Here is a 21,914-nt window from a genome sequence, read left to right as displayed (position 1 = left end):
TTATGACGTTAGAGGCTCATTACGGCGACACCTAATTAAACTATGACTTATTTCATGAGGTGCCTCTGCAGAAAGATCATCTACAAATCCATTTAATCTGACTTTCAAACTACGACGAGTCAGAAATGGACCAAACCAATATGTAACCTCAGGTTGAATTGTCTCAACCTTGGCCCACCAGGCCAAGCCAAAACTGTTACCTAAGCTTCGAAGAGCCCTAATGGGACCCATAAGTAAACTGCGTTTAATTTATTATACTTTCTTAACTAGATGTTTATCAAATAAAAAATGAATATTATGTTCAGTTGATGATGAAACATATACCTGAATCCAAAAAATGTTGATTATAAAAAGCTTTGGTTGATTTAATTAATAATATAATTTGAATATGAAATTTAAGAATTCATAATAAAACTATAAAAAATATACGCTTCTTTTCAAAATTAAATTTAAAAAGATTAGTTATTATTTTCAGTTGAAATCTGTGGTTTCAATAATCTAGGAGATGGGTCTTGTCCAGAGATTGATCGCATCCATCTTGATCTAGCCACTTCATATAAGAAGATTGACGTGGCAACTGATGCATTAAGGCTTGTGGTGACTCCTTTAAGAGGAATCCTTACTAACTGATCGCACAACCTTCTTGTTATTAGTGAAATTCCTTTATCTTCAGACCCAACCACTACGACTAAAGGACCATGGAATTTAATTTCAGACAAGGTTGAAGGCCCTTCCTCCGCTAACCCAACAACGGTATAACCTTCGTCTTTCAATTTCTCCAAAGACCTATTCAAATTAACAACTCTTGCTACTGGCAAATGTTCTAGAGCTCCAGCAGCAACTTTTGCTACGGATCCTGTCAAGCCTGCACTGCGTCTTTGTGGAAGGATCAAGCCTTGAGCGCCGAGGGCTTCGGCAGATCGAATTATTGCTCCAAGGTTCTGAGGATCAGTTAACCCATCTAAAGCCAAGAGCAATGATGAATCACCAAAAGCTTTACAAGCATCAATTAGATTCTTCAAATCATGAGTTTTTGATGCGGCAATTTGTAAAACTATTCCTTGATGAACTGCTCCATTAGTGAGCTGGCCAAGCCTTGACCAAGAAACTTCTTCAACCAAGACTCCAGAAGATTTTGAATCTTTGAGAAGTTGATAAAACTTAGATGAACTTCGTAATTCAGAGGTACACCAAATCCTATGAATTGCTCTGCCACCCAGAAGAGCTGCCTCAGTTGAATGACGACCCCAAATAAGATCATCACTTAACGTTTTGGTAAAACTTTCAGAATATGAAAGAGGTTCATTATTTTCTGCTCTTCTGTAATTGTTAGTTTCCTTAGAATTAAGATTTCTGTGTGAAGGTTTAACTGATTTTCGGTCAAATCGATTAGATCCTCTATAAGAACCTGTTTCCTGAGAGTTTTGATCTCTATATGATGAGTTTGTCAGTTTTCGTTCGAATCGATTAGATCCTCTGTAATTTGAATTTGACTTATTACTAGTTCTTGATCTTTCAGATAATTCTTTATCTAATGAGTATTGATTTACTTGAGCAGATGAAAGACGATTGATTTTATTATTTTCTCTTCTTCGATCATTAAAATTAGACTTTTTAGAATCATTATCTCGACGAAAATAGTTACTACTTCGTTTATTAGATGAAGAGTTTCTTGAATTCGTAGTGTCTTTATTGAAGCGATAACTCATTTTATAAGAACTTTTTTCTAGTTAATTGGTCGATCTAGAAGATCGAATAAATCAGCAAGCCGATTGGGATTTTTCAGAAACAACCATCCAACAATAGTCTCAAAACCGGTCGCAATAGCATATGTGGCTGCATCTACATTTTTAGGACCTCTTCCTGCTTTGTTTCTACCTTTTCTAAGGAAATCCTTTTCAGTATCAGTTAAAAAAGGTTCAATTTTACTGATTGCCCTCGCTTGGCTAGATGCATTCACCTCATTAACAACCGCATTGTGCAGATCCTTGGAGCGCATTGGACTATTGCAATATCGTAACCTTTGGTGCATTTCCCATACAGCGTCACCTAACCAAGCTAATTGCAGAGGGCCCAAACCATCAGGAGAAATGGTTGATTTGTAAGAGCGAATCCAATCAGTCAAGCTGATAATTTACCAATTGCAGTATTGAGATCTGGCGCCAAATGCAGGAATTCCTCTAATCGAACAAGTTTAATTGTTTGAATGACTCTAGGATTTCCTACAACATTAAATGATCTTTTTGACTGAGTACATTTTTTAGCTGCTTGAACCATGGCACCTAAGCCACAAGAATCAATGAAATCAATATTAGTTAAATCAATTACGACTGATAGTTGATTAGAAGCTAAAACTTCATTGATATAAGTTGTGAATTGTTTCTCTGAATATGCATCTAGTTGACCAGTGAAATTAATCACCAAACAACCATTTTGCTGGCTAAAACCACCTCTAAGAGAAACAGTAAGTCGTTGTAATTCAGTTATGGGATTAGTCCCCTATGACTTCATGATGGAAGTGTAGTGATAGAAACCAAATTAATCCACGATTATTCGTCGTTCTTCTATTAAGGTTACGAAATGATTAAAATGATGATCAGCATCGTGAGGTCCTGGGCTTGCCTCGGGATGATATTGAACACCAAAGAAAGGCTTATCAATTACTGAAATAGCGGCCACTGTTTGGTCATTCAAATTTAATCGTGTAATTTTTATTTTTTTGGGATTCAGAGATTCTGAATTCAAAGCGAAACCATGATTTTGACTTGTAATTTCAACTTTTCCTTTCAATCCGCATGGATGATTTAAACCTCTATGCCCATAAGAAAGTTTAAATGTTTTTCCACCTAGAGCTAATCCTAGGATCTGATGTCCTAAGCAGATTCCAAATACAGGTAATTTTTTGTATTCAATTAAATTTTTAGCAAGTTTAATACCACTATGAACTGTGGAGGGATCACCAGGGCCATTAGAAAGGAAAACACCTTCAGGGGATAAAGCCAAAACATCGGATATTTCTGCATTTGCAGGTAAGACAGTTACTTCACAACCATGCGCAACTAATCGATCTAATATAGATTTCTTTATCCCAAAATCTATAGCGACAACTTTATATGGAATTGGTTGAATATTTTTAATTCTCTTATCAAATGAAACCGGACAACTTGTATTAAATTTAAAAGAGGTTTTCGTTGTTACTTTATCTACAAGATTCAGACCACTCATTGAAGGGGATTTTTGTAAAAGTGAAAATAATTCTGCTATTGAAGAGTTTAAATCTGATGAAATAATTCCATTCAAAGAACCAGACTCTCTTAAATGTCTAACAAGTGCTCTTGTATCTATTCCATGAATTCCAACAATATTTTCATCTTTTAGCCACTTTTCAAACGAAATTTCATGTCTCCAGTTACTAGAAATTTTTGAGACTTGACGAGCTATTACACCTTTAACGGAGGGATGTGATGATTCATTATCCTCAGAATTTACTCCAGTATTTCCAATTTCTGGGTAGGTAAAAGTAATAAGCTGACCATAATAACTTGGATCAGTTATGACCTCCTGATATCCTGTCATACCAGTATTAAATACTACTTCTCCAGTAATAGTTCCTACTGCACCAAAAGATAATCCTTCAAAATAGGTACCATCCTCTAATAACAATATTGCAGAGCTATCAGAATCAAAAAACATAAGAAATACGGTTTATCAGATTAAAAGAATTAGGTGGCTAAAAAATCTCTTAACTGCTTGAAAAGAAGCCATGATTTATCTGTATTCAAACAATCTAATGATCGTTTGACACCTAAAGATAAATCATCCTCAGTTCCTGATACCCATAAAACAAGAGCAGTATTTAATGCTACAACTTCTTTGTGATATTTATTTCCTTCTCCTTTAAGTAAAGACATTAGAATTTGAGAATTAGTATTCAAGTCATCACCTTTCAAACTTTCATTAGAGATTTCAGTAAGTCCAAGTTCACTAGGCGTAATAATTTCAGATCTAATAACATCTTTATCTAAGAAACGAAATTGATTAGGCCCAGCTAGTGAAGCCTCATCAAGTCCACCTGCACCATGAACAACTACAGCTCTTTTAAGCCTCATTCCTTTTAAAGCTATTGATATTGGATCAAGCAAGTCAGCTTTGGCTACGCCCAATACCTGAGACTTTGGTTTAAGTGGGTTAACTAATGGACCCAGCAAATTAAAAATGGTTCTAACTCCTAAGCTTTTTCTTAAAGGAGCGAGATTTACCAACGAAGGGTGCCAGGAAGGAGCAAAAAGAAATGTAATACCCAAATTCTTTAAAGCTTCAACAATTTTTTCTGAAGAAACATTTAGAGGTAATCCTAAATTTTCTAATACGTCAGCTGATCCAACCTTGCCACTTGCACTTCGATTTCCATGTTTAGCGATTTTCACTCCTAAGGCAGCTGAGACAAAAGCAACTGCTGTGGAAATATTAAAGGTGTTAGCTCCATCTCCACCAGTTCCACATGTATCAACCAAATCAAAGGTGGGTAGATATGATGATGTTATTGAAGCATCTTGAAGGATTGTCGCCATTGCCGAAAGTTCATCACCAGAAACCCCCTTCGCTCTAAATGCTGCTAATAATGCTCCAGTTTGAACTGGTTCAATTTTATTTTCAAGCCATGAATTCATTAAATAATTAGACTGCTCTTCAGTTAAATCATTGGCTGAAAGAAGTGATTCAAGGATTACTGAAAAAGATATAGGATTTAATGGGGTCATTAATCAGAAAGTGCCTGAATGCTAAGCATTCCCAGCAGAATATTTTTTATAACTTAATCATTAATATATCAACTATATAAGTTGTTTAAATAAAAAAATAATTTCCTAACATTAGACTTGAGATGAATCGGACGTATCAAATCCAGAACCAACGTTATCAGGACTTGAATGACTTGTAGGACGAAATCCCTCTGACCAAAGTTTTCTTGTTAGTGCCTCTAATTTGTCACGATTAATGCTCCATTTTTTTAATAATTTTTCCATGTCAGAATTAAGATCTTCAGCACCTTTAAAATCTTGATAGCGAATGATTAATCTAGCTAGTTCAACAAAATTGTTAGATGTTGGTGAATCTATGGCACATAAACGATCCAGATTTTCTCTATCTGTTAAGTACAGTGGGTGATTTTGAGCATCGTTCATAAATTAGTTAAATTGCAATTTGCTCACGTCCATGGGCTTATATTGCCTAGGTTAGTGTGCATATTAATAAAAGAATGGCTGCATTAAGACTAGATCTAATAAAAAACTATTTGAGTCCACACAAGAAGAATCTAATAATAGGGGCTTTCTGTCTGATTTTTGTAAATATTTTAAGTGTTGCAATTCCAATGGAAGTTAGAAGTATCGTTGATGACCTAAAGGAAGGATTCACATTTTCATACGTCTTAAATAAGTCGACATGGCTAATCCTTTTGGCAACAGTGATGGGGGGAGCAAGATTGATATCACGACAACTCGTATTTGGAGTGGGTAGACAAGTAGAAGTGTCATTAAGACAAAAATTATTTGACCGCATGTTGGAACAAGATCCGGGATGGGTTCAAACCATAGGGACTGGAGAAGTCATAACAAGAGCTACTAGCGATTTAGAAAACATTAGAAGGTTGCTTGGTTTTACAGTACTTAGTCTTACAAACACATTATTGGCATACACATTCACGTTGCCAGCAATGCTATCAATTGATCCACTTTTAACCTTTTTTGCAATATCCGTCTACCCAGTTTTACTTGGCACCGTTGGATTGTTTGGTGGAAGAATGGTCAAACAAAGAAAGAGGCAACAACAAGCCTTATCAGAATTAAGTGAACTAATCCAAGAAGATCTATCTGGCTTTAGCGCCATTAAGATTTATGGTCAAGAAAAAGCTGAACAAAAAGCATTCAAGAAATTAAATATTAGATATAGAGACGCTGCTATTAACCTTGCAAGAACTGCAAGTACTTTATTTCCACTACTTCAAGGTTTATCCTCAATCTCATTACTTCTACTTATTGCAATAGGGAGTGGGAAATTAAGCGGTGGAAGTCTTACAGTTGGGGGGTTAGTAGCTTTAATTCTTTATGTAGAAAGACTTGTTTTTCCAACAGCCTTGCTAGGTTTTACACTTAATACTTTTCAATTGGGCCAAGTAAGTTTAGAGAGAGTAGAAGAGCTACTAAATAATGAACCAACAATCAAAGATAAAGATAAGACTCTAAATATAATTAAGCCTATTTCAGGGAAATTAGAAGCAAGAAACTTATCAATAAAATATGAAGATTCTGCTAGAAAAATACTTGATAAAATTTCTTTTAAAATAAAACCTGGGGAAATAGTTGCTTTAGTAGGACCTGTAGGTTGCGGTAAAACTACATTAGCAAAAGCTCTTGGAAGGATGATAAAAATTGATGAAGGAGCATTGTTTTTAGATGATAATGATGTAACGGACTTAAAACTAAAACAGTTAAGAAGCCATATCGCCATAGTTCCTCAAGAAGGATATCTTTTTACAGAAACACTTTCAGAAAATATAAAATACGGTAATCCAAAAGCCTCCTTAGAGAAAGTCAAGGAATCAGCCTATGAAGCGCGAATGGCAGATGACATAAAAGGTTTTCCAGATGGTCTAAAAACACTTGTTGGTGAAAGGGGCATAACACTTAGCGGTGGACAAAGACAACGAACAGCACTGAGTAGAGCATTACTTGTAAATTCAAAAATAATTGTTCTTGATGATGCCTTAGCAAGTGTGGACAATAAAACCGCTTCGGCAATACTTCAAACAATAAAAAATCAATATAGTAAAACGGTATTGATGATTAGTCACCAACTATCAGCTGCTGCTGCGTGTGATCGAATATTAGTAATGAGTGATGGAAAAATTGTACAAGAGGGAACTCATCAATTCTTAATTAAGAAAGATGGTTTGTATAAAAGCATGTGGGATAGAGAAAAAGCAAAAGAGCAACTTCAAGCAGATGATTAATCATTACTAATTAAAGTTTTTTAATCAATTCGAACTTAATTAGATATAAGCTAGAAAAACAATTATGTTCATTAAGATAATTATGAAGTCATGAGCTCATTAACAAACTATAAACTTATTTGCGACCTAGCATTTGGTGATATTTACATTCAAATCCTTGCATGGATGGGTGTAATTTTTGTAAGTCTTGCTGCAGGTCTTTCACTAATGGGCTCATCAAGACCAATTTTCGCTCTTTTAGGTGTCGGATTAATCCTTGTATTAAGCCTCCCTTTCTTATTATTTGCATTTGTCACTACACTAATAAATCATATAAGAATAGAAACTATAAATTAAAGTTATGATTAAAAAGATAAGTGAATATTTAACATTAATAATTGATAAGCTATATGCTGATAAAAGTACAGAAAAGCTAAAGAAGAAAATGCTACATACAATATTAAAAAATGATGTAACAGCAAAAACAAAAGATAATGAGCAAGAAATATTTTTTGGATGCGGATGTTTTTGGGGAGCTGAGAAAGGTTTCTGGAGGCTGCCAGGTGTTGTAAACACAGCCGTTGGTTATGCCGGAGGCGAGAAGGATAATCCAAACTATAGAGAAGTATGTTCTGGCCTAACAGGTCATACTGAAGTCGTAAGAGTTGTTTGGAATGATAGTAAAATTGATCTAAGCGACTTACTAAAGTTATTTTGGGAATGTCATGATCCAACACAAGGTAATCGTCAAGGCAACGATAGTGGAAGCCAATATAGATCTGCGATTTATACGACAAGCAAAGATCAATTATCTAAAGCAATAGAAAGCAAAAATAGTTATCAAACAGAACTAACAAATAATGGTTTTGGTGAAATCACTACAGAGATTCAACACGATATTAAGTTCTATTTTGCTGAGGATTATCATCAACAATATTTAGCAAAGCCTGGCAGTAGACCATACTGCTCTGCGATGCCAACAAAAGTAAAGTTTAAAGACTTTACTGGGGCAAACTTTAAACTAAATGAAAAAATATGGACTAACTATAATTGGGATATAAGTCATTGTATTCTAAGAGGTGATAATACTCCGATTGAATCTAATTTATAATGAATGATCAATTACCAGATAGAACAGTTTTGCTAATAATATTAGCTACATTGTTATTAGTATTCTTTTTAGTGTTTAGTTTTAAATCTACGAAGATTGAACAAGAAAAAACAATTCAATGGATGGATAGTTCGATAAATACTGAATTGGCTTATCCAAGCTAAACAAAATATATTATATCTTCGATTATAAATTTTAAAAATATGAAAAACAATAAATTAGAAAAGAATTTAGAAAGAGCGCGAATACATCTATACAATGTTCTTGCAATTTTAATTGTAATTATTCCTGAATATCTTGCTGAGTTAATCTATACAATCGAAGTGTCACAACATAAAGCCATATTGCCAAACGAGGGAGATGCCTGGGAAACCGAAACTGAATTAAGACTCTCAAAATTGAATATCTATGAGCTAAGATTAATGGCTAAAAGTTTATGTATTCATGGTTATTCAAATGAAAATAAGAATTCACTCATTAGACGAATAAATAGAAAGACTAAGAAAAGAATTAAATGGAAATCATTAAAAATTCAGAATATCCGCAAGACCTTGTGATAATTTAAAAATACGGGACGTAGCGCAGCTTGGTAGCGCACCACTTTGGGGTAGTGGGGGTCGTGGGTTCAAATCCCGCCGTTCCGATAACATCAAATGTATTACTAATCAGAGTCATCAACTAAAGATTGGATTAATTTAGTTGTACTAATCACAACTGCTAGAAACACAAAGAGAGTTAAAAAAATAATTAATGCAAATAGTAATGGAGGTATATCAATCTCCCCAAAAGAAACAGCGAATAAATTAGTTAAAGGGTTCATCAAAAACAAATCAATATCATAAAGCAATACTAAAGCAACGGATATAGAAAACTAATATTTATAAAGCTGACAATATAAAAAGACCAAAAGCTAAACGATAATAGACAAAAACAAAACTATTATTTTTAGCCAAGTACTTAAGAAACAATTCAATAGCAATTAATGAAGAAAAGAAGGATGATAAAATCCCAATAATTGTAGGTAAAATATCTATTGGAGATAATGTTCTAAACAAAGTAAAAGATTCAACAAGTCCTGAGATAGAAATAGCTGGGATACCAACTAAAAAAGAAAGTCTAGCGGCTGTTTTTCTATCAATACCAGAAAACAAAGCTGAGGTCAAAGTAATACCAGATCTAGAAACTCCAGGAAATATAGCTAGAGATTGAGCAAGGCCTAACAAAATAATATCTTTTAAATTAATATCATTAAATAGCTTTTTTCTTTTACCATAAATTTCTCCAAGAGCTAGCAATAGCGCCATAAGAATAGATATAATAGAGATGGAAAACAAACCTCTAAAGTTCGAATCAGAGTAATTGGGCCAATATATTTTAATAATAAAACCAAAAAAACATATTGGGATGCTGGCTACAAATATATAAATGGCAAGTCTAGTATTAGCGTCTTTGGAAACTTTGCGATGATTAAAAAACGAAAAATAAGCTTCAATAATTGAACTAATCTGATTTCGAAAATAATAAATAATAGCCACTGCGCTTCCTAATTGAATAGAAGCGGAAAATGAGACACCAGGATCACTCCATCCCAAAAAATAAGGAACAACTTTCAAATGAGCTGTACTACTAATTGGAAGAAACTCAGTAAAACCTTGAATAATGCCTAAGAAAAATGATTTAAGGTAAATAAAAAGATAAGGAGGAATTTCTTCAGACATATTATGAAAATAATAAAAAAGCAAGCTCGCTAATTTTCTTGAAATTTTCAATTAGTATAGATATTATTTCAAAAATAAATCATGGGTAAAAAAATTATATTCTCATTAATTCTTGTTCTAACGTCCTTAGCTGGATTACAAGGAAAGGCTAAAGCAGATTACTGGTTAGTAATAGGTAGCTATAGGCAAGGTCCCGGAGGAAAGCCACAAGTAAGTGGTATCACTAGTCCATCATTATTTGCTATTCCAATTGGGACCGAAAGTATGTGTATGGAAGCTGGAAAAAAAATTGAGAATGATATATACAAACCTGTGTGGCAATTTGATAGCAAATGGACATGCATCAAAAATTCAAGCAATTAAAAGAAACTAGTAAAGTTAATTAAAGATTGGATAATGAAATCATCATCTCTGTACATCATGAGCGCATCCATCTCCTTCATAATCATCGCTATTGTAATATCCATTCTTAGTTCCAAAAAAAACTGCAGAGACAACAAAAGGTACTGCTACAAAAATTAAAAAATTAGATAAATTCAAATTGCTTTGATCTGTTCGTATAAACATAATCTAACAAGAAAATCAAAATTTTTAAATTAAAAATCTTTATAAATCATTAATCTATTAAACCAAAAAGTATGTATTAGCTGAATTTACTAAGGATAGGATCCACAGCAAACTCTATAATGATATAAGTTAGTGTAAACCAAGAAAGAATAAAGAATATAATTAAACTTGTACCCTTGAGAAAAGGTTGAAAATAATTATTCGATCCCTCTCCCTCTAGAAGAGACCTGCATTCTTTTACCTGTGAATTCGCAAGCCTATAATAATCTGAACCAGGTAGTCTGCTATCAACATATGCTTTCCTAAGATTTTTAATAAGTGGTTCTGGTTTTTCAGTAATTAAAAAAGCAACCAATTCACCAGGTCTTAAATCAATTCTTGTTCGTTCAAGGTTATTAGTAAAACCAATATTGAATAAATCGCCGTTTTGAATTAAATAGACATATGAAGCCATTTTATAGGCAAGTGTAAGAATTATATTTAATGATAATAGACTGTAAATAGATTAAATTATAAAAGTTTAACAAAAGATAAAATAAGTAAAGAATAGTAAAATTAATAATATCTACTATTTACCAGACTTTAATTATATTAAAAATGATATTTAGTTGTCTTTAGTTTTTCAATGCGACGAATTTGATTGATTTCTACTGTAGTATCTGAATTAATAAAAGATAAAGATTGCTGTGGAATAGCAGTTTGAATCATGCGTATAAAGTCCGATAAATTTTTACCTTTCAATCCTGATCCTTTTAAGTTAATCATTTCATTTTCTTGTTGAGATTTCCATATAATAGTATTATCGAAATTAGAAGATTTAAGATGCCAAATTTTATGAAATTTTTTCCAAATCTTACTATATTCTAACAATGATGCTTGAATCACATTACGATAATCTTTTTCAGGCTGACTCAAGGACAAAGTAAATTTGTCCTCATCCAAATCATCTATTTTATATAAATCTGAGACGGGATAGCAGCCAACAAACCATCCTTCTAAAATTAAAATTTTAGATTCCAATTTACACCACCCTGATCTATCTCCTTTTCCATCTCTTAAAGACTTATCAAAAGTAGGACTGCTTAAAACACCAGTTTTCAAAAAAGTGTCTAATGATTGATGTAATAAATCTAAAGAGTGACTACCTGGAAAACCTCTAGGAACATTCCATGGATTACCCCTCATAGCAAAATCCATTTCTTTTCCAGGCAAATAAAAATCATCCAAAGATATAACTTTTATATCTAAAGATAGTTCTTTCGCTACACTGTCAATCCAAAAGCCTAAAGTAGATTTCCCTGACCCTGGAAGCCCTGAAAAACCTATAATTATTGGATTATTAATATTATTTATATAATTCTCTAAAAGAGAAAACAATGGGAATGTTAAGGACCATTTCCAATCTGATTTTGTATTTGATTTCCAATATTTATCAATAATGGATTGCATATTAACATCAGACCATTTTTGATAAAAGAATGAAGGGTTAATTGACAATCCTTCAAGAAATAAACGATAAGTGTCAAGAGGGAAAAGGAAGTCACCCCTTATATCCATAGGGAAAATATCATTAAAATTATAATTGATATCTTTGTCTAACATATTTCAGTGAAAGCTATTAATAACATCTTGAACACTATTTGACCAACCCTTTGCATGAGGCGCATTAGCTAACCTAAAAGAACCTTCATCAATACCATTCTGTAAATACTTATTCGGACCATTCTTGCCAGGAATAACAATAGATATATCAGCATATTCAAGTAAAGGGAGATCATTTTGCGAATCACCAAGTGCAATAATCTTTACATCATTGTTGTGTAGGTGAACCTTTAATCTATTAACTGCTTGACCTTTATGACTTTCACTGGAAAGCAAATGACTCATTCTATTCCCTTTGAAAACATGAACATTATAAGAATCACAAATAAGCTTTACTTTTTCAAAAATATCATCAGGAGGATTTAAGAAAGGAACACTCCAGCGCCTATCTAGAGCTCTAGTAATACCTGCATCAGATAAACCAGTAAGTTCATATATTTGATTGTTATTTAAATCATTCAAAGGGGTTAGGTGGTAGTTAACTTTTTTAGATATATTAAACAAAATAATTTTCAATTCCTTATAACTTTTTCCCAAAATCAATTCCCATTCTGACGAATTTTTTTCATAATGCCCATAAACAGCCGCTCCATTTTCAACAATAAAAGGGTCTGACAATCCATTTTCTTTTCTAAAATATCTAACTTCCGATGCAGTCTTACTTGTACAGGGGATTACAGGGATATTATATTCTGCTAACAACTTCAAGGTTTTTTTAGCAGGAGAAATATCGTAATCCTCATCCATTAATGTCCCATCCAGATCTGTAACTATCCAATATTTTGAATTATTTTTCATAAGTCTACTCATCTAATGTAAGCCAAACTACTTGATAAGGATTAATTTTCATAAGTCTACTCATCTAATGTAAGCCAAACTACTTGATAAGGATTAATTTTAAATATATCAGTATTCAAATAAGAACCTGTAATATTATCTAGTAAACGTTTGTTAGAACTTAATTCTAATGAATCAAGTAGATTTACTGGTGAAATACTTAAACATTTATTAGACATATTACAAATAACATAGACACTATCTTCCGCTAAACCTCTTTGAAGAATTACACAATTATCAAAATTAGTTGAAATACATTTCATACTCGCCTCAGGATGAAAGGCTTTAAGTCTGGATCTAACTTTAACGATGTGAGTCAGATATGAAATATTTCTGCTAGCAGGAGATTCAAAGTTCTTAAGTAACTCAAGTAATTTACTAGCTTCGAATTTTTCTCGATTTAAATCTCTTCTTTGACCTGTTTTTCTAAATGAATCAAGATCATTAGGAGAAGCTAAAATAGATGGAAGATAAAAAGCCGGAACTCCTTTTAAAGATAAAGTGAATACCTGACTGAGCAAAAAACGTTCAAATTGAAATAAGGTTTTATCAGGTCCATTATGGGTCATCGCACTCCACCAACTAATGTTCAGTTCATATGGTTGATCTTCCCCATTTGAAAGGCGACGATGACTAACTAATCCTCCGCGCTTCTCTGATTCGACCAAGAGATTATGGACTCTCTGATCGTCCATAATTCCTTCTAATGCTCTCAATCCAATACCATCATGTGAAGAAGTAAAATTGAGCAGAGATGTATACTTTGGCAACTCATTCCAATTAGATAACCAATTATTCAACAAATCTGTTTTCCCGGTATAAATAGCTTCTAGTAATAAAGGAGGTAGAGTAAAATTATAAGCAAGATTTGCTTCATTCCCTTCAATCAAATAAGAAAGATTTTCTTCCTCTGGTACATTAGTTTCGGTAATTAATACAGCTGTAGGTTTAATAATCTTCAAGCATTTATTTAAAAGCTTAACTATTGAGTGTACTGGTTCTAAATGTAAACAAGTCGTACATGGCTCCTTCCAAATAAATGCAATTGCGTCAAGTCGAATCCAGTCAGCTCCATTAGTTACATATTTTACCAATAATTTTAAAAACTCTAAAAAAATGTATGGATTTCTCCAATCAACATCAATCTGATCTGGCCCAAATGTTGTCCAAACATTCTTAAAGCCTTGGTTTGTATTGATGTTAGTGAAGAGCGATGAATTTCTTGGCCTTATAACTTTATCCCAAATATGAGTCTCAGAGGGAGCAACAATGTAAGACATACCAGGATCCTCTGATTTAATAAATTGATGAACCCATGGGTGTGAAGAAGAGACATGATTTAAAACAAGATCTGCCATTATTTTGTGCTTACTTGATAAATCTTTTAAATCATTCCAATTCCCAAAAGCTTCTTCAATTTTTTCATGATTAGAGACAGCGAATCCACCATCACTTGTAGAAGGAAGAAATGGTAAAACATGTATGACTGAAGAAAGGCCACTTAATCTATTTTTTACGAATTCAGTTAATGTTTTTAAAGTTGATTGATCTTTCCTATAAATTGAATCTGGATAAGTAATCAAAACAACACTTGAAGAATCCCATATTGACTCGTTCACAAATTCATCAGTGTCATTTCTTACACGAAACGGATCGAGAATCTGCAACAATTGTGACCACACTGAATTGATTTCTTGTTCAGAGTGATCGGGATAAATTTCTCTGAGAGACAATCTCAGCTCATCTAATTCACTATCCAACTCAGACACTCTTTAAAGGAAAACAATCTTCTCTACCTCATCGTAGCTCCCACCTTGAATCTGTAAAACTTTTTTCTTGAATGGACTTTCAGCAGGGTTTAATCACAACTATTCATGAGTACGGACTAGCAAAAGATCCAGTATCTCAATTAAATAAAGACCTATTAAAACGGCCAACATCTATACTTATCCCATGCTTATTCGATGAGTTCAGCAGGCCAGCATTAAAACTAATAAGAAGCACTTTAAAAGAATTAAAAAATTTAAATCAACTAGTCATAGCCTTGTCTGCAAACAATAGAGAAGAGGTGGTGAAAGCCAGGGATTTCTTTAAAGAAATGCCATATCCAGTTCACGTCCAATGGACTAATAGTCCAACGGTTATTGAATTGCTAAAAGACCAAGAAAAGAATGGACTAGATCTATTAGGTGTTCCAGGAAAAGGATGGGCAGTATGGCAAGGAGTTGGTGTGGCTACAAAGAGCTCTGAAGTTGTAGCACTTTTTGATGCTGATATCAGAACATTCAACTCTAATTATCCAGCAAGAATGTTGGGACCATTACTAGAAAAATCAAATGGGATATCTTATGTAAAAGCTTTTTACAGTCGTTTATCACTTGAGACAAATGCACTGCAAGGTAGAGCTACGAGATTATTTGTAGGTCCACTTCTATCAAGTTTGGAACAATTGATGGGGAATGCGCCATTCCTCCAATATTTACAGTCTTTTAGATATCCACTAGCTGGAGAATTTGCTTTTACTACAGACTTAGCAATGAATTTAAGAATCCCATGTGATTGGGGCTTAGAGATAGGGCTTCTCTCAGAAGTTTATAAAAATGTAAGGATATCAAGAATCTCACAAGTAGATCTAGGTATTTTCGATCACAAGCACAAAGACATAGGTTCAAAGCCTAATGAAGGCCTCCAAAAAATGTCTACAGAAATTCTTTCCAGTGTTTTAAGAGGGTTAATGGAACATGAAGCAAGAACCCTTACAAGTTCTCAATTAGCAAACTTGGAGGTTTTATATAGAAGAGCAGGAGAAGATAGAGTTAAACAATTTAGTTTAGATTCCTCAGTTAATCAATTGCCATACAGTAGACATAAAGAAGAACTAGCCGTTCATACTTTTGGAAAACTATTAAGACCTGCAATCAATAAATTCCTTGAATCTCCCGTAAAGCAGCAATTGCCTTGCTGGGCAAGGGTTTTAGACTGTGAGAGTAAATTGCAAGATGATTTAGAAAAAGCGGGTTGCACGTAAAAAACTAATAATTAAATACTCATAAAAAGCCTTTAAAAAGTAATGAAATTCCAACAGAAAAAGAGATTAATTCAAAAATAAATTTAATAAATTTAGACCCTTTAATTATTGAGAAATAAGCTCCAAAGTATCCACCTAAAAGAGAACCTAAAATCAATACGGGTATATAACTCCAAATAATATTTCCATTCAATCCTAAAGAGATTGCTCCAATACCATTCCAAAAAATTCCAACAAAAATCAAGGTATAAGCAACAGCTACAGAAAAGGACAAATTAAATATAGTTATAATCCAAATCGTCACAAAAAGACCAGTACCAGAAGAAAGATAGCCATTGAGAAAACCAATAACAAAAAGGCCAAAGGAACCAATAATTATTCTTAACTTAGTAATTGGTATTTTTCGATTTGAACTTCCAAGATTTTTTTGATTTATTGAGTAAAAACTCAGAAATAAAGTCAATATACCTAATAAGGTAGTCGAAAAATGACCAGGTAAAATGGATGATATATAGGCACCTAATAAAACACCTGGTATACCCGAAACTAGTATCAAAAAACAATATTTTAGCTTAAAGCTACTACGCTTTAAGTGAGGTACTGAAGCACCTATGCCTAGTGCAACACTAGCAACTTTATGAGTTGCCAAAGCTTTTGAGAAAGGTAATCCAAAAAACAAAAGAGCTGGGAGTTGTATTAAGCCTGCTCCTCCTCCAGATAAAGCAGAAATGAAATTAGAAAAAAGTGATACAAATCCCAAAAATACTTGAGAAATAATATTATTATTTAACATATAATTCTAAATGATATATTTTATACAAAAATCGTTTCTTATATATTGATCTAAATATTCTTAATCATTTCCCTTCTAATTAGATCAATACAATTTGGGTGTTCATGAATGTATCTATTAAATTCCATTGCAAGCAACCTTGCCTCATATGCATCACATGCATAAAAGCAATTCTCAAGACGTTGATTATCACAGCTCCTATAATGAACTGTATAAGGTCTTAAGCTTGTAAGTGGGATTTTAAATTGATTTTGATTCATTTTCAATTTATATTCCTATTTAAGTTATGCATCTATTTTGATTTTTTTTCTACGGATGTCTTGTAACCAATATAAATTAAAATTTATATAAAATTTGATTTTGAATTAAAATTCGATTTATAAAAGATTAATTAAATTAGGAAAGATTATTAACATGACCAAATTATCTGAAATAGATCTAGGATCTGCACTTTTATCAACTTTTATCTTAATCGGATTCATAGCTACGGCTTTTGTCTTTGTAAGACTGACGATAATAGGAATTAACTATTTAAAGGTTAATTTTTCAAAAGAAGAAGGACAAAACAAGGAAAAGAAGGAGAACGAAATCGAAACCAAAGGTTTTTAAAGACTTTAAATTAAGAATAGAACAAAGATAAGCTTTCCAACACATAAAGAAATTGTTTTTAGATGGATAGTTAATTCATTGATTCGAAAAATATGTTAATTTGGTAAAATCTATAGTTATTCATAATGGAAGTAAATCCATTAATACCAATTGGAGCAAAGATAAAAGTAGATAAGTCAAAAATAGAAAATCTACTGCCAAACAAATTATTGAATGAATTACCTCAAATGATAAAAGGGGAAATTGTAGATTATAAAATGACAGATGGTATGGGTATTGGATATGTATTAATTACTGAAAATAATCTAAAAATATGGATTTTTAACACCGAATTAAATGAACAAACAATAAAAGAATATAGCTTGGCAGTGACTAATAAATATCATAATCCCAAAAATAGTAATCTTATACTAGGAAAATATAAAGTTGCTTACGAAATAAATGGGAATAAAAATATTAAAGCGATATCAAGTCCAATAAATCTAATTAACTGGTTAATCTTTACAATGAAAGATGTTTTATAAACTACTAATCAACTTGCCGCTTCATGATAAGAAATAGCATATTCCTAACTTTGATTGATTCTGAAAGTTCCCATCTTTCCAGTCCCTTTTTATTTAAAAATTGACTTAGTTGAATAGCAGGATGCTTGGAATCTTCATTTTCCTGATATTGTTCGGGGAATTGATCTTTAAGAAAATCTGGGCTGAGTGAACCTTTAAGTTTTTCGCTTGCAGCCTCAGGATTGCTAGTTTCTTCAGTTTTACTTGATGAATCGTCTACATTGAGATGGACTACGTGATATTCCCATTTCATAAATATAATTTAAGATAATATTTATTATACATAATTCAACTATGAGGGATTTTGATATATTCAGATTTCAAAAAAGTAAAGAATCGGAAACTGAATCAAAAAAATATTAATATGGAAAAAATCGAATTAAATTAATCGTGCAAGGATTTGACCCAGCAATAAATTATGGTCCAAATGATGCAGGAATATCAGCAATAACAATAATTTTAGGAATTTTTGGTCTTATTGCCATTTCATGGCTATTTGGAAAAATATATGAACAAGTAGCTAATTTTTTTGAAAATAAAAATAAAAATGATTGATAGAAAAATATTTTATTAAATAAATTTATATCTATATAATAAAATATTTAAAAGATAATTATTTTTTGAATGAATTAATAATTCTATATAGTTGTGAATTATTACGAACTAAAATAACAAACCTATAATAGATGTAGTATTTTAAGAATTATCTATTAATAGTGACTTATGTTAGCTTCATTGATGGTTCATGATTGGGCGACGCCATTAAATCTATCTGCACCAATCGCTGGAATTCTTACTATAGGTGGCTTTATGGGCTACTACAGTTTATCTAGGAAGTTTTAGAAGTTATACCTTAAAGAGTAAAGAAAACATATTTATAACCTATAAATGAATAAATTAAGCTGGATAGAATTTGATAAATGTATAAATTCAATACACAACAAATGCAAATATAAAAAGTTTGAAGGAGTTTATGGATTCCCTAGGGGTGGCTTATGTCTTGCAGTTACACTAAGCCATTCACTTGGAATACCTTTACTAGACGAACCGAAAAGTAATTCACTCATAGTTGATGATATTTATGATACTGGACATACACTTGAGAAAATAAAATATATAAAAGGCTCAGAAACTCATGTATGGGTTAGCAAAAAAAATCCGACCTGGTGGAATTCCTATAAAAATGTCAAAGATAATGAATGGATTATTTTTCCCTGGGAAAGCATTAATGCAGCTAATAAAGATAGAGATTTATATTATAAATCTAGATCATAAGCAATTTTCACCACATTAAATCATTAGATTTATCACTCCTAGATGAGAAATCAACAGTCTTGAAACTCAACAATCCATCTAATTTCGTAGAAAATTTATATATATCACCTTTTAATCCCATATTAATATAGTTATTATTTTTTTTAATTTTCTTTCGTAAGTTTAACAAACCAATATATTTTTTCCATAAAATTTTATTATTATAATTAGAAGCCCATAAATCAAAAATATCTTCAATAATGTTAATGGGGATCTCGAAAGAATAACCTATATTGTAATTATCTAATTTATATTTTTCATATTTCGAATCTAAACACAGGATATCTAATGTTGTATTAATTGCATCCTTAACTTCAATTGCTCCTTCAAGACCAAATAATTCTTTTCTATAGCACTCAAGTAATTTACTACCAAAAGAATTAAAGATATCATCCTCCTCAGTAAAGTTGACGACCCAAAAACCTAAGCCTTCACAGACTCCTGATGCCAAATATAGATTCACAGATTTAGTCATTAATTAAAGTCTATAGACGCTATGCAATAAATAGGTCTTAGAAAAAGCGAATTTAATAAAAGGATATCTAACTATAAAATAATAATCTTTATGTAGTTAAATTGAAAAAGTTATTTTTATTGTAAAAATAAAAATAACTTCCCAAATAAATGGAAAAAGTAGTCTCAAGTAAATCCATTGGCTATCGAAAAAGCCTTGGACCTGGAATCCTTTTAGCTGCAGCATGCATAGGTGGATCACACCTAATGTCATCGACTACAGCTGGCGCCAAATTTGGATTTTCGCTTATTGGCCTTATTTTATTAACAAATCTAGTTAAATATCCATTTTTACTAGTTGGAACAAGATTTACAGCCGTCACAGGACTATCACTTTTGGAGGGATTTAAAAAGCGTAATAAATTTTATTTACCTATATATTTAATAGTTGGATTAATAACAGGTACGTTTACTATCTCAGCAGTTAGCTTTGTTACAGGTCTTCTTTTAAAAAATATACTAGTCTTTTCATCCTTTCCTGCTTTAGATTTAGCGATAGGCATATTAATAGTCTGTTCATTAATATTATTTATAGGCCAATATAAAGCTCTTGATAGGATATCTAAAATTCTTGTTTTTTTGCTTACATCATTAACATTTTTTGCTGTTTTATCTTTACTTATTAAAGGCCCTGCTGGTGATATCAATATTTCATTCTTTAATAGCAGTCCTTCTCCATGGACTCTCTCAAACCTTGGTTTTCTAATTCCTCTTATGGGTTGGATGCCTGGTCCAGTAGAGCTTTGTATTTGGCCATCATTGTGGATGTTTTCAAGAGCCAAAGAGACAGAACACACAGCTACGTTGGAAGAAGCAGAATTTGATTTCAATCTTGGATATTTCATAACTGTTCTAACGGCAATTTTCTTTCTAATTCTTGGTGCTTACACAATGTATGGCACTGGCGATGAAATGCTTACAGGATCAGGAGTTAGTTTTGCTCAGAATTTAATCCGCTTGTATACAGAATCTATTGGTGGATGGGCAAAGTGGATCATTGTACCTGCAGCTTTTGCAGCAATGTTTAGCACTACGCTTACATGTCTAGATGCATATCCCAGGAGCATCTCATCAGCTCATGGGTTAATAGCTCGCTCAGACAAGGGAAATAGCTCTACTTTGACTGAAAAGAAACGTCTCAAAAAATGGATCATATTTCATGTTTTTGCATCGCTTTGTGCACTTCTTATTGCAAAATCCGGAGGCATTGGAGTTAAAAACTATGTCTTCGGGGCGATGACCGGTAGTTTCCTGACAGCTCCTTTGTTTGCCTGGATGGCGATGGATACAATGAATAGCTCATTAGTAAAAAGTCAATTTCGTTACGGAATTGCTCTAAAAACACTTTGCTGGTTTGGTATTTCATTCCTCTCAATCTTTAGTTTATTATTCATATTCAATTCGTTTTTTGGTATCGGACAATAAACCAAGAATTTAATTTCCTTAAAAATAGATAAGAGTTAATGTAATTAATTAAATAATTAACTTGAGGCAGAAGTATAATGTTTAAGAGCAAACTTCCAGAAGAATCTGCTAAAAATAAAGAATAGGCTACTTAACATCAAACCAAAAAATAAAATATTAAGTTTTAGTTCTCCCAGAATTGCCTCAGCCGGAAAAGTTGTTAAAAAAGCTACAGGTAAAACCAATGTAAAGATGAATCTCAAAATAACAGGATAAGCTGAAATAGGATATCTACCTGCAGCCAATAAAGCTCTCAGAACTTCTGTAGCATTCCATGTCTTAACAAACCATATACTAGATGCAGCAATCAAGAACCAAACGGAATAAAGGATTACAAAACCAATCAATATGGAAATAATGAATACAAATAATGAGTAAAGTGAAAAAGTTGAACCTGATTGAATGGCCGCCCAAAAAACAATTGAAAGTCCTAAAATAATTTCAGGCAATCCTGCAAAAGAAAACTTTTTAACTGATAACCAAAATTGACTATCAATTGGTTTTAATAAAACATAATCAAGCGTACCATCTCTAACGTAATTAACTATTTCGGTTAAATTCGGTCGTAAAAGAGCATTCGTTAAACCATCAAGAAATGTATAAACACCCTGAATAACTAGTGCTGATTCCCAAGTCCAATCTCCTAATTCCCTTCCTCCAGTGAAGAAAAGGGATAATATAAAAACACTTCCCAAAAGAGTTCCCAACATAGCTAACAACTCAATCAAAAAATTTAATTGATACTCAAGTTGAGAAGCAAATGCTGTAGACCAAAATAATCTAATAGTTTTAAAGTAACGCTGCATA

31 protein-coding genes and 1 tRNA gene are annotated in these 21,914 nt (G+C 32.4%); 13 read left to right on the top strand and 19 right to left on the bottom strand.

Going from position 1 to position 21,914, the window contains the following annotated elements; all coding sequences use genetic code 11:
• From O5633_RS01405 to O5633_RS01375, 7 genes are all read right to left on the bottom strand, one after another.
• Complete coding sequence (locus O5633_RS01405) at positions 1–231, bottom strand: DUF1816 domain-containing protein (protein ID WP_269610243.1); 231 nt, start codon at positions 229–231, stop codon at positions 1–3.
• Between the two features lie 227 nt (positions 232–458).
• The gene (gene rlmB, locus O5633_RS01400) at positions 459–1,709 is read right to left on the bottom strand and encodes a 23S rRNA (guanosine(2251)-2'-O)-methyltransferase RlmB (RefSeq protein ID WP_269610242.1); all 1,251 of its coding nucleotides are present in this window, start codon (positions 1,707–1,709) and stop codon (positions 459–461) included.
• Between the two features lie 17 nt (positions 1,710–1,726).
• Complete coding sequence (locus O5633_RS01395; protein ID WP_269610241.1) at positions 1,727–2,125, bottom strand: Mini-ribonuclease 3; 399 nt, start codon at positions 2,123–2,125, stop codon at positions 1,727–1,729.
• The gene (locus O5633_RS01390) at positions 2,122–2,487 is read right to left on the bottom strand and encodes an STAS domain-containing protein (RefSeq protein ID WP_269611289.1); all 366 of its coding nucleotides are present in this window, start codon (positions 2,485–2,487) and stop codon (positions 2,122–2,124) included. Before O5633_RS01390 ends, O5633_RS01395 begins: the two co-directional genes overlap by 4 nt.
• 51 nt (positions 2,488–2,538) lie before the next feature.
• The gene (gene carA / locus O5633_RS01385; RefSeq protein WP_269610240.1) at positions 2,539–3,693 is read right to left on the bottom strand and encodes a glutamine-hydrolyzing carbamoyl-phosphate synthase small subunit; all 1,155 of its coding nucleotides are present in this window, start codon (positions 3,691–3,693) and stop codon (positions 2,539–2,541) included.
• Between the two features lie 29 nt (positions 3,694–3,722).
• Positions 3,723–4,760 (bottom strand): anthranilate phosphoribosyltransferase, encoded by a 1,038-nt coding sequence (gene trpD, locus O5633_RS01380; RefSeq protein ID WP_269610239.1) that lies wholly within the window; start codon positions 4,758–4,760, stop codon positions 3,723–3,725.
• Positions 4,761–4,871: 111 nt separating this feature from the next.
• Complete coding sequence (locus O5633_RS01375) at positions 4,872–5,183, bottom strand: DUF3288 family protein (protein WP_269610238.1); 312 nt, start codon at positions 5,181–5,183, stop codon at positions 4,872–4,874.
• Between the two features lie 74 nt (positions 5,184–5,257).
• On the opposite strand from O5633_RS01375, the gene O5633_RS01370 reads away from it, so the two are divergent.
• From O5633_RS01370 to O5633_RS01345, 6 genes are all read left to right on the top strand, one after another.
• Positions 5,258–7,009, top strand: a complete 1,752-nt coding sequence (locus tag O5633_RS01370; RefSeq protein ID WP_269611288.1) for an ABC transporter ATP-binding protein — start codon at positions 5,258–5,260, stop codon at positions 7,007–7,009.
• A gap of 90 nt (positions 7,010–7,099) precedes the next feature.
• Positions 7,100–7,345 (top strand): hypothetical protein, encoded by a 246-nt coding sequence (locus tag O5633_RS01365; protein ID WP_269610237.1) that lies wholly within the window; start codon positions 7,100–7,102, stop codon positions 7,343–7,345.
• Between the two features lie 4 nt (positions 7,346–7,349).
• On the top strand, positions 7,350–8,099 hold the full coding sequence (gene msrA, locus O5633_RS01360) for a peptide-methionine (S)-S-oxide reductase MsrA (protein ID WP_269610235.1): 750 nt from the start codon (positions 7,350–7,352) through the stop codon (positions 8,097–8,099).
• On the top strand, positions 8,099–8,263 hold the full coding sequence (locus O5633_RS01355; protein ID WP_269610234.1) for a hypothetical protein: 165 nt from the start codon (positions 8,099–8,101) through the stop codon (positions 8,261–8,263). Before msrA ends, O5633_RS01355 begins: the two co-directional genes overlap by 1 nt.
• Before the next feature lie 39 nt (positions 8,264–8,302).
• The gene (locus O5633_RS01350; RefSeq protein ID WP_269610233.1) at positions 8,303–8,656 is read left to right on the top strand and encodes a hypothetical protein; all 354 of its coding nucleotides are present in this window, start codon (positions 8,303–8,305) and stop codon (positions 8,654–8,656) included.
• Between the two features lie 13 nt (positions 8,657–8,669).
• A tRNA-Pro gene (locus tag O5633_RS01345) sits at positions 8,670–8,743 on the top strand.
• Between the two features lie 17 nt (positions 8,744–8,760).
• Here the strand turns inward: O5633_RS01345 and O5633_RS01340 are convergent.
• Positions 8,761–8,919: a hypothetical protein gene (locus O5633_RS01340; RefSeq protein WP_269610232.1), complete on the bottom strand. Its 159-nt coding sequence runs from the start codon at positions 8,917–8,919 to the stop codon at positions 8,761–8,763.
• 58 nt (positions 8,920–8,977) lie between these two features.
• Positions 8,978–9,817 (bottom strand): undecaprenyl-diphosphate phosphatase, encoded by an 840-nt coding sequence (locus O5633_RS01335; protein WP_269610231.1) that lies wholly within the window; start codon positions 9,815–9,817, stop codon positions 8,978–8,980.
• A gap of 81 nt (positions 9,818–9,898) precedes the next feature.
• Here O5633_RS01335 and O5633_RS01330 point away from each other — a divergent pair, with 81 nt between their 5' ends.
• Positions 9,899–10,180, top strand: a complete 282-nt coding sequence (locus tag O5633_RS01330) for a hypothetical protein (RefSeq protein WP_269610229.1) — start codon at positions 9,899–9,901, stop codon at positions 10,178–10,180.
• Positions 10,181–10,222: 42 nt separating this feature from the next.
• On the opposite strand, the gene O5633_RS01325 is transcribed toward O5633_RS01330, so the two are convergent.
• The 5 genes from O5633_RS01325 to O5633_RS01305 form a co-directional block, all read right to left on the bottom strand.
• Positions 10,223–10,384 (bottom strand): hypothetical protein, encoded by a 162-nt coding sequence (locus O5633_RS01325; RefSeq protein ID WP_269611374.1) that lies wholly within the window; start codon positions 10,382–10,384, stop codon positions 10,223–10,225.
• Between the two features lie 76 nt (positions 10,385–10,460).
• Positions 10,461–10,838: a GIY-YIG nuclease family protein gene (locus O5633_RS01320; RefSeq protein WP_269610228.1), complete on the bottom strand. Its 378-nt coding sequence runs from the start codon at positions 10,836–10,838 to the stop codon at positions 10,461–10,463.
• A gap of 137 nt (positions 10,839–10,975) precedes the next feature.
• Positions 10,976–11,761, bottom strand: coding sequence for a uridine kinase (locus O5633_RS01315; protein ID WP_269610227.1), 786 nt, complete (start codon positions 11,759–11,761; stop codon positions 10,976–10,978).
• A gap of 228 nt (positions 11,762–11,989) precedes the next feature.
• Positions 11,990–12,784: a mannosyl-3-phosphoglycerate phosphatase-related protein YedP gene (gene yedP, locus O5633_RS01310; protein WP_269610226.1), complete on the bottom strand. Its 795-nt coding sequence runs from the start codon at positions 12,782–12,784 to the stop codon at positions 11,990–11,992.
• Positions 12,785–12,840: 56 nt separating this feature from the next.
• The gene (locus O5633_RS01305) at positions 12,841–14,592 is read right to left on the bottom strand and encodes a sugar phosphorylase (RefSeq protein ID WP_269610225.1); all 1,752 of its coding nucleotides are present in this window, start codon (positions 14,590–14,592) and stop codon (positions 12,841–12,843) included.
• A 71-nt stretch (positions 14,593–14,663) separates the two neighbouring features.
• Here O5633_RS01305 and O5633_RS01300 point away from each other — a divergent pair, with 71 nt between their 5' ends.
• On the top strand, positions 14,664–15,851 hold the full coding sequence (locus O5633_RS01300; RefSeq protein ID WP_269610223.1) for a glycosyl transferase: 1,188 nt from the start codon (positions 14,664–14,666) through the stop codon (positions 15,849–15,851).
• A gap of 19 nt (positions 15,852–15,870) precedes the next feature.
• On the opposite strand, the gene O5633_RS01295 is transcribed toward O5633_RS01300, so the two are convergent.
• Positions 15,871–16,644: a sulfite exporter TauE/SafE family protein gene (locus O5633_RS01295; RefSeq protein ID WP_269610222.1), complete on the bottom strand. Its 774-nt coding sequence runs from the start codon at positions 16,642–16,644 to the stop codon at positions 15,871–15,873.
• Positions 16,645–16,694: 50 nt separating this feature from the next.
• Positions 16,695–16,904, bottom strand: a complete 210-nt coding sequence (locus O5633_RS01290) for a hypothetical protein (protein ID WP_269610221.1) — start codon at positions 16,902–16,904, stop codon at positions 16,695–16,697.
• A 154-nt stretch (positions 16,905–17,058) separates the two neighbouring features.
• Between O5633_RS01290 and O5633_RS01285 the strand changes: the two genes are divergently transcribed.
• Positions 17,059–17,253 carry a hypothetical protein gene (locus O5633_RS01285; RefSeq protein ID WP_269610220.1) on the top strand — a complete coding sequence of 65 codons (195 nt, stop codon included), beginning with the start codon at positions 17,059–17,061 and terminating at the stop codon, positions 17,251–17,253.
• 125 nt (positions 17,254–17,378) lie between these two features.
• On the top strand, positions 17,379–17,777 hold the full coding sequence (locus O5633_RS01280) for a DUF2862 domain-containing protein (protein WP_269610219.1): 399 nt from the start codon (positions 17,379–17,381) through the stop codon (positions 17,775–17,777).
• Positions 17,778–17,781: 4 nt separating this feature from the next.
• Here O5633_RS01280 and O5633_RS01275 read toward each other — a convergent pair whose 3' ends face one another.
• Positions 17,782–18,069 carry a hypothetical protein gene (locus O5633_RS01275; RefSeq protein ID WP_269610218.1) on the bottom strand — a complete coding sequence of 96 codons (288 nt, stop codon included), beginning with the start codon at positions 18,067–18,069 and terminating at the stop codon, positions 17,782–17,784.
• A 137-nt stretch (positions 18,070–18,206) separates the two neighbouring features.
• On the opposite strand from O5633_RS01275, the gene O5633_RS01270 reads away from it, so the two are divergent.
• On the top strand, positions 18,207–18,371 hold the full coding sequence (locus tag O5633_RS01270) for a hypothetical protein (RefSeq protein WP_269610217.1): 165 nt from the start codon (positions 18,207–18,209) through the stop codon (positions 18,369–18,371).
• A gap of 333 nt (positions 18,372–18,704) precedes the next feature.
• Positions 18,705–19,091 carry a phosphoribosyltransferase gene (locus tag O5633_RS01265; RefSeq protein ID WP_269610215.1) on the top strand — a complete coding sequence of 129 codons (387 nt, stop codon included), beginning with the start codon at positions 18,705–18,707 and terminating at the stop codon, positions 19,089–19,091.
• Between the two features lie 7 nt (positions 19,092–19,098).
• Here the strand turns inward: O5633_RS01265 and O5633_RS01260 are convergent, their stop codons facing one another.
• Positions 19,099–19,605, bottom strand: a complete 507-nt coding sequence (locus tag O5633_RS01260; protein WP_269610213.1) for a josephin — start codon at positions 19,603–19,605, stop codon at positions 19,099–19,101.
• 149 nt (positions 19,606–19,754) lie between these two features.
• Between O5633_RS01260 and O5633_RS01255 the strand changes: the two genes are divergently transcribed.
• A complete protein-coding gene (locus tag O5633_RS01255; RefSeq protein ID WP_269610212.1) occupies positions 19,755–21,068 on the top strand; it encodes an NRAMP family divalent metal transporter in 1,314 nt (437 codons plus the stop codon).
• Positions 21,069–21,124: 56 nt separating this feature from the next.
• Here the strand turns inward: O5633_RS01255 and O5633_RS01250 are convergent, their stop codons facing one another.
• Positions 21,125–21,913, bottom strand: coding sequence for an ABC transporter permease (locus O5633_RS01250; protein WP_269610211.1), 789 nt, complete (start codon positions 21,911–21,913; stop codon positions 21,125–21,127).
• Position 21,914: the final 1 nt, after the last annotated feature.

The organism is Prochlorococcus marinus str. MIT 1013 (assembly GCF_027359395.1).
Lineage (GTDB): Bacteria > Cyanobacteriota > Cyanobacteriia > PCC-6307 > Cyanobiaceae > Prochlorococcus_B > Prochlorococcus_B marinus_E.
This window is presented reverse-complemented; position numbering and strand designations above follow the sequence as displayed.